This is a genomic window from Micromonospora acroterricola (genome assembly GCF_003172955.1).
Taxonomy (GTDB): Bacteria; Actinomycetota; Actinomycetes; order Mycobacteriales; family Micromonosporaceae; genus Micromonospora; species Micromonospora acroterricola.
Window position 1 is genome coordinate 1 of the sequence record NZ_QGKR01000074.1, and the last position, 6,491, is coordinate 6,491.

The 6,491-nt window shown below is 72.0% G+C and carries 7 protein-coding genes; 6 read left to right on the forward strand and 1 reads right to left on the reverse strand.

Annotation, left to right across the window (positions count from 1 at the left end; translation table 11 throughout):
- Positions 1 to 86 precede the first annotated feature (86 nt).
- The 5 genes from DKT68_RS01175 (at position 87) to DKT68_RS01195 (ending at position 5,556) form a co-directional block, all read left to right on the forward strand.
- The gene (locus DKT68_RS01175; protein ID WP_109815586.1) at positions 87 to 2,597 is read left to right on the forward strand and encodes a bifunctional FO biosynthesis protein CofGH; all 2,511 of its coding nucleotides are present in this window, start codon (positions 87 to 89) and stop codon (positions 2,595 to 2,597) included.
- Positions 2,598 to 2,758: 161 nt separating this feature from the next.
- Positions 2,759 to 3,037, forward strand: coding sequence for a hypothetical protein (locus DKT68_RS01180; protein ID WP_109815587.1), 279 nt, complete (start codon positions 2,759 to 2,761; stop codon positions 3,035 to 3,037).
- Between the two features lie 49 nt (positions 3,038 to 3,086).
- The gene (locus DKT68_RS01185; protein WP_109815588.1) at positions 3,087 to 4,481 is read left to right on the forward strand and encodes a DUF4331 domain-containing protein; all 1,395 of its coding nucleotides are present in this window, start codon (positions 3,087 to 3,089) and stop codon (positions 4,479 to 4,481) included.
- A 19-nt stretch (positions 4,482 to 4,500) separates the two neighbouring features.
- Positions 4,501 to 4,830, forward strand: coding sequence for a phospholipase (locus tag DKT68_RS01190; protein WP_109815589.1), 330 nt, complete (start codon positions 4,501 to 4,503; stop codon positions 4,828 to 4,830).
- A gap of 468 nt (positions 4,831 to 5,298) precedes the next feature.
- Positions 5,299 to 5,556 carry a WhiB family transcriptional regulator gene (locus tag DKT68_RS01195; protein ID WP_007455784.1) on the forward strand — a complete coding sequence of 86 codons (258 nt, stop codon included), beginning with the start codon at positions 5,299 to 5,301 and terminating at the stop codon, positions 5,554 to 5,556.
- Positions 5,557 to 5,611: 55 nt separating this feature from the next.
- Here DKT68_RS01195 and DKT68_RS01200 read toward each other — a convergent pair whose 3' ends face one another.
- On the reverse strand, positions 5,612 to 6,061 hold the full coding sequence (locus DKT68_RS01200) for a metallopeptidase family protein (RefSeq protein ID WP_074316962.1): 450 nt from the start codon (positions 6,059 to 6,061) through the stop codon (positions 5,612 to 5,614).
- Between the two features lie 153 nt (positions 6,062 to 6,214).
- Here DKT68_RS01200 and DKT68_RS01205 point away from each other — a divergent pair.
- Positions 6,215 to 6,491 (forward strand): DUF3499 domain-containing protein (locus DKT68_RS01205; RefSeq protein WP_047894099.1); only part of this gene is annotated, 277 nt, incomplete at its 3' end.

Below are 6,491 nucleotides of genomic sequence, written 5' to 3' on the forward strand. Positions count from 1 at the left end.
ACACGAGCCTTATCGTCGGCAGCGTCAGATGTGGATAAGAGACAGGGACCGGTGGGGCGGGCTCGCGCAGCGCATAGGCTGAGCGGATGGTTGATCGCACCCATTCCGGTCCGAGCGAGGCGAGTGTGCGGCGGGCCCTGGGCCGGGCCGCGACCGGGCGGGCGTTGGACGTCGACGAGGCGGCGGCGCTGCTCTCCGCCCGCGGCGACGCGCTCGACGAGTTGCTCGGGGTGGCCGGTGGGATCCGCGACGCCGGGCTGCGTGAGGCTGGCCGGCCCGGCGTGGTCACGTACTCGAAGAAGGTCTTCATCCCGCTGACCCGGCTCTGTCGGGACCGCTGCCACTACTGCACGTTCGCCACGGTGCCGCACCGGCTGCCGGCGCCCTTCCTGGATCGGGACGAGGTGCTGGCCATCGCACGGGCGGGCGCCGCCCAGGGCTGCAAGGAGGCCCTGTTCACCCTGGGCGACCGGCCGGAGGAGCGCTGGCCGGCGGCCCGGAGCTGGCTCGACGAACGCGGCTACGACTCCACCCTGGACTATCTGCGCGCCTGCGCGGTCGCGGTGCTGGAGGAGACCGGGCTGCTGCCGCACCTCAACCCCGGGGTGTTGTCGTGGTCGGAGCTGCAACGGCTCAAGCCGGTCGCGCCGAGCATGGGCATGATGCTGGAGACCACGGCGACCCGGCTCTGGTCCGAGCCGGGCGGTCCGCACTTCGGCTCCCCGGACAAGGAGCCGGCGGTCCGTCTGCGGGTGCTCGACGACGCGGGCCGGGTGGGCGTGCCGTTCACCACCGGCATCCTGATCGGCATCGGGGAGACCCCGGCCGAGCGGGTGGACGCGCTCTTCGCGATCCGCCGGGCGCACCGGGAGTACGGGCACCTCCAGGAGGTGATCGTGCAGAACTTCCGCGCCAAGCCGGACACCGCGATGCGCGGCATGCCCGACGCCGAGCTGCACGACCTGGCCGCGACGGTGGCGGTGGCCCGGCTGCTGCTCGGCCCGAAGGCCCGCATCCAGGCACCGCCGAACCTCATCGCCGGCGAGTACGACCTGCTGCTGCGGGCCGGCATCGACGACTGGGGAGGGGTTTCCCCGCTCACCCCGGACCACGTCAACCCGGAACGCCCGTGGCCGCAGATCGAGGAGCTGGCCCGGCACACCGAGCTGGCGGGGTTCACGCTGCGGGAGCGGCTGACCATCTACCCCGAGTACGTGCGCGCGGGTGACCCATGGCTCGACCCACGGCTGCTGCCGCACGTCGGCGCCCTGGCCGATGCGACGACGGGAATGGCGGTCGAGTCGGCCATGCCGCAGGGCCGGCCCTGGCAGGAGCCGGACGAGGTGTTCGGCGGGCGGACCGACCTGCACGCCACCATCGACACCACCGGCCGTAGCGAGGATCGGCGGGGCGACTTCGACAGCGTCTACGGGGACTGGGCGGAGGTGGCCACGAAGGTGACCGCCGGGCCGACCGCCGCCGCCGGCGACCACGATCTGCGGGCCGGGCTGCGGCTCGCCGCCGACGACCCGGCCGCGCTGCTGGAGCCGGCGCACACCGATGCGGCTCTGGCGTTGTTCGGTGCGGACGGGCCGGCGCTGGACGCGTTGTGCCGGCTCGCCGACGACGTGCGCCGGGACGCGGTCGGCGACGACGTCACCTACGTGGTCAACCGCAACATCAACTTCAGCAACGTCTGCTATGTCGGCTGCCGGTTCTGCGCCTTCGCGCAGCGTGAGCGGGACGCCGACGCGTACCGGCTCTCCGTCGAGCAGGTCGCCGACCGGGCCGAGGAGGCCTGGGCGGCCGGCGCCAGCGAGGTCTGCCTCCAGGGCGGCATCGACCCTAAGATGCCGGTCACCGGGTACGCCGACATCGTGCGTGCGATCAAGGCCCGGGTGCCCGAGATGCACGTGCACGCGTTCTCGCCCATGGAGATCGTCACCGCCGCCGCGAAGGCGGGCGTGCCGGTCCGTGAGTGGTTGACGCAGCTGCGCGAGGCGGGGCTGGACACCATCCCGGGCACCGCCGCGGAGATCCTCGACGACGACGTGCGCTGGGTGTTGACCAAGGGCAAGCTCCCGGCCGCCGCCTGGGTCGACGTGGTCAGCACCGCCCATGAGCTGGGCATCCGGTCCAGCTCCACCATGATGTACGGCCACGTCGACCACCCCGGGCAGTGGCTGGCGCACTTCCGGGTGCTGGCCGGTGTGCAGGACCGCACCGGCGGCTTCACCGAGTTCGTCGCGCTGCCGTTCGTGCACACCAACGCCCCGATCTACCTGGCCGGCATCGCCCGGCCCGGGCCGACCTGGCGGGAGAACCGGGTGGTGCACGCGATGTCCCGGCTGCTGCTGCACGGCCGGATCGACAACATCCAGTGCTCCTGGGTGAAGCTCGGCGACGAGGGCACGGTGGCGATGCTCCAGGGCGGCTGCAACGACCTGGGCGGCACCCTGATGGAGGAGACCATCTCCCGGATGGCCGGCTCGGGCAACGGCTCGGCGCGGACCGAGGAGCAGTTGCGGGCCATCGCCACGGCAGCCGGCCGCCCGGCCCGCAAGCGCACGACCGCGTACGGTCACGTCCGGCCCTGAGGTCGAACCTTTCCCCGCCGCCGGCCGTACCACGCGGTGCCGGCGGCGGTCGCGGCGAGGACCGCCGCCGGTGTCCCCCAGGGGCCCGGCGGCGTCGGTAGGCGGCACCGGACCCGTCCGTCCCCGCGGGCGCGTTCGCGCCACCGCCGGAAAGGTTGCCCATGACCAGTGATCAGCGGAAGCGGCCCTGGCCGCGACTGACCCGCCGACAGACGTTGACCGCCGCGGCCAGCGCCACCCTCGGCGCCGCCGCGCTCACCGTGCCAGGCCTGTCGGCCGCGCAGAACGCTCCGGGCGGGGACGGCAGGGCCGACGACCCCATCGTCGTCCACCTGCGGGACGCCGCCTCCGGAACGATGGACGTCTTCGTCGGTGACTCCCGGATCGAGGTACGCGACCGCGGCCTGGCGGATCGGCTGCGGCGCGCCGCCCGACGCTGACCCACGCTCCGCCCGCCATCCTGTCCCCGCCCAGTGAGGTTGGTCCGCCATGTCTTCCCACCGCGAGGCCCCGGAGATAGCCAAGGATCCGGTCGCCGACAGCTCCGACCTGTACGCGTTCGTCAGCCCCGACAAGCCCGACTCGGTCACGCTGATCGCCAACTACGTGCCGTTGCAGCTCCCCTCCGGGGGCCCGAACTTCTTCGAGTTCGGTGACGACGTGCGGTACGAGATCCATATCGACAACGACGGCGACGGCCGTCCGGATGTCACCTACCGGTTCGAATTCACGACCGAGATCACCAACCCGAACAGTTTTCTCTACAACACCGGCCCGATCGACTCACTGGACAGCGAGAACTGGAACCGGCGGCAGTTCTACAGCCTGACCCGGGTCGCCGACGGGCGGGAGCACCGGTTGGCGCACAAGCTGCCCTGCCCGCCGTGCAACGTCGGCCCGCTGTCCACCCCGAAGTACGCGGAGCTGGTCCGGCAGGCCACCTACTCGCTCTCCACGGGGGAGCGGGTCTTCGCCGGGCAGCGCGCGGACGGCTTCTTCGTCGACCTCGGGGCGATCTTCGACCTCGGCACGCTGCGGCCGTTCCAGCAGCTGCACGTGGCCGGCAAGAAGGTCTTCAAGGCCGAGGGGGAGCCGGTCAACGCCACCGACCGGATGAACGTGCACAGCATCGCCGTGCAGGTGCCGCTGGGCCGGGTGCGCCGGCGCGCCAACCGGTACGGCGCGGCCGACCGCGCGTCGGTGATCGGCGTGTGGACGTCGGCGTCCCGCCGGCAGGTCCGGGTGCTCGGCGACCGGGCGGCCGCGGACACTGCCGCCGGCCCGTTCACCCAGGTCTCCCGGCTGGGCAATCCGCTGTTCAACGAGGTCATCGTCCCGATGTCCAAGAAGGACCTGTGGAACTCCCTGCCTCCGTCGGAGGACAAGCGGTTCGCGCAGTTCGTCGAGCAGCCGGAGCTGGCCGCGTTGCTGCCGGCGCTCTACCCGGACGTCTTCCCCAACCTGGACAAGCTCACCAGGGCCAAGAAGGCCCGGGCGGACCTGGTGGCGATCCTGCTCACCGGCGTGCCGGTTGGGCTGATCGACGGCTTCACCAACGCGACCGGCGACGTGCAGGCCGACATGCTGCGGCTGAACACCGCGATCCCGCCCAGCCCGCGCCCGGACCGGTTCGGCGTGCTCGGCGGCGACCTGGCCGGCTTCCCGAACGGGCGGCGGGTCGGCGACGACGTGGTCAGCATCGCGCTGCGCGCCATCGCCGGGCTGACCGTCCCGCTCGTGGACAAGACGTTCCGCCCGGACGCGGCGGCCGCCGCGGTCACCCCGGGGCTGAGCGCCGCCGACGTGACCGCACCGTTCCTCCCGAACTTCCCCTACCTGGGTACGCCGTACGACGGGTTCAACAACCCGCCGGCGTCGTCCTGACGGCGCGGGGGAGGCGCGCATGCACGAGCACGCGTACGGGCCGTCGGAAACCGGGAGCGTCGTCCTCGATCTGGGTGGTGAGACCGGCGCCCTGATCGTCCACACCGGTCGAGATCTGCACGGCCGCGAGATCGAGATCAGCCGGGGCGATGACCGGCGGACACATTCGGCGGTGCGGGAACGTCGGGTGCGGGACGGCTCGTTCCACAGCGCGGTCTACCCCGATCTGCCCGCCGGCGTCTATACCGTCTGGTGGGACGAGAATACGCCCGCCGGGACAGTTTCTGTCCATGGTGGAGCAATAGCCGAGTTCGTATGGCCGAGCAGCGGTTTCGGGGTCCGCTCCTGACCGCATCGCACCAGTTCACCCGGCGCGCCCCGTCCACATTGTGGACGGGGCGCGTGCGGTGTCCGCCGCTCGGCGGGCGGTCCGGGCCGAGCCGCGTTAACCTGTCCCCCACCAAGATCAGCTTTCGCGGGAGGGGTCGTCCGGTGTTCCTGGTACGTCGCGGGGGCGACCTGCCGAGGGAGCGCCACGGGAGAAAAGTCGGGCAACTCGCCGGAGAGGGCGTTACTCGGCCGGGGTCTGAATCGATAGGGCAGGTTGCGAGGCTGGACGGTCCGAGTGGCCGGCCGGGGGTGTCGGGAGGGCGACTCCATTATCAAGTTTGGCTTGACGGCGCACGCATTACACGCGTGTAATTTGAATGGGGTTGTTCGCACGGAACGCAACAAAACGGGACCGGACGGACAAGCACGCCTTTCGCGTGGGGGGTTGCAGCGGCGATGACGCCGGTGCGCGACAAGGAGGCATTTGATGGACGGCCAGCTTGAGGTGGCCGACCTGCTCGGAAACGCGCCGGAGTGGCAGGAGCGGGCGCTGTGCTCGCAGACCGACCCCGAGGCGTTCTTTCCCGAGAAGGGCGGCTCGACCCGCGAGGCGAAGCGGATCTGCTCGCGGTGCGAGGTCAAGACCGAATGCCTCGAATACGCTCTCGGTCACGACGAGCGGTTCGGCATCTGGGGTGGGCTCTCCGAGCGGGAGCGGCGCAAGTTGAAGCGGCGGGCCGCCTGAGCGGTGCGGAGTCAGGGCGGTGGGGGCCGCCCGGGCTCGCCGGCGCGGGGACGGCTCAGGCCAGCTCGTCGGGGTCGACCCCGAGCAGGTTCGCCACCTGTTCGATGATCACGTCATGCACGAGGTCGGCGAGGTCCTCGCGGTCCATCGCCCGGAACTCCAGAGGCCGCCGGTACAGCACGATCCGCGGCGGCACCTCCTGCCGGCCGGGGCGGCCGGGCAGCAGCCGGGCCAGCGGGACCTCGCCGTCCTCCAGCACGTCGGAGTCGTAGACGTTCAGATCCGGCGGGACGTCCTCGACCGCGAACTCGACGCCGGCCAGCTCCTTGGCGAACCGCCGTTCCAGCGTCTCGACGGTGTCCAGGACCAGGTCGTCGAAGACCTCCGCCTTGGTCCGCGCCAGGGGCACCGTCGCCGGCACCAGCCGCCCGCGCAGGCCGCGGCCGTGCCGGTCGCGGTGAGCGCGCCGGCCGGAACCGGGGCGGCGGTGTTCCGGGCTCGTCATGAGGCAAAGGGTAGCCCCCGCGCCGGGCTGGTCAGCGGCAGCGCCGCTCCCGTGGCGCGGCGTGCGCCGGACGGGTGGATTGTGATCACCACGACGGGCGTGTCGCAACGCGAAGCGATGCGCCGGACCCGGTAATGGAGATACCCTGCCGCCGTGAGGTCACCACGGCGCTGCTCCCGTAACGGCTGCCCCCGGCAAGCGGTCGCCACATTGACCTATGTCTACAACGAGTCGACGGCGGTGGTGGGTCCGCTGGCGGCGTTCGCCGAGCCGCACACGTACGACCTGTGTGAGCCGCACGCCCGCAGCCTGACCGCGCCGCGGGGCTGGGACGTGGTCCGCCACGAGGGCGAGTTCGAGCCCCCGCCGCCCACCACCGACGACCTGGTCGCGCTGGCCGAGGCGGTCCGCGAGGCCGCCCGCCCGGCCC

Bases quoted from the DNA above. Each gene is read 5' to 3' on its own strand.
- DKT68_RS01180 (WP_109815587.1), top strand. From the start codon at position 2,759: ATGACCAGTGATCAGCGGAAGCGGCCCTGGCCGCGACTGACCCGCCGA.
- DKT68_RS01195 (WP_007455784.1), top strand. From the start codon at position 5,299: ATGGACGGCCAGCTTGAGGTGGCCGACCTGCTCGGAAACGCGCCGGAG.
- DKT68_RS01200 (WP_074316962.1), bottom strand. From the start codon at position 6,061: ATGACGAGCCCGGAACACCGCCGCCCCGGTTCCGGCCGGCGCGCTCAC.
- DKT68_RS01190 (WP_109815589.1), top strand. From the start codon at position 4,501: ATGCACGAGCACGCGTACGGGCCGTCGGAAACCGGGAGCGTCGTCCTC.
- DKT68_RS01185 (WP_109815588.1), top strand. From the start codon at position 3,087: ATGTCTTCCCACCGCGAGGCCCCGGAGATAGCCAAGGATCCGGTCGCC.
- DKT68_RS01175 (WP_109815586.1), top strand. From the start codon at position 87: ATGGTTGATCGCACCCATTCCGGTCCGAGCGAGGCGAGTGTGCGGCGG.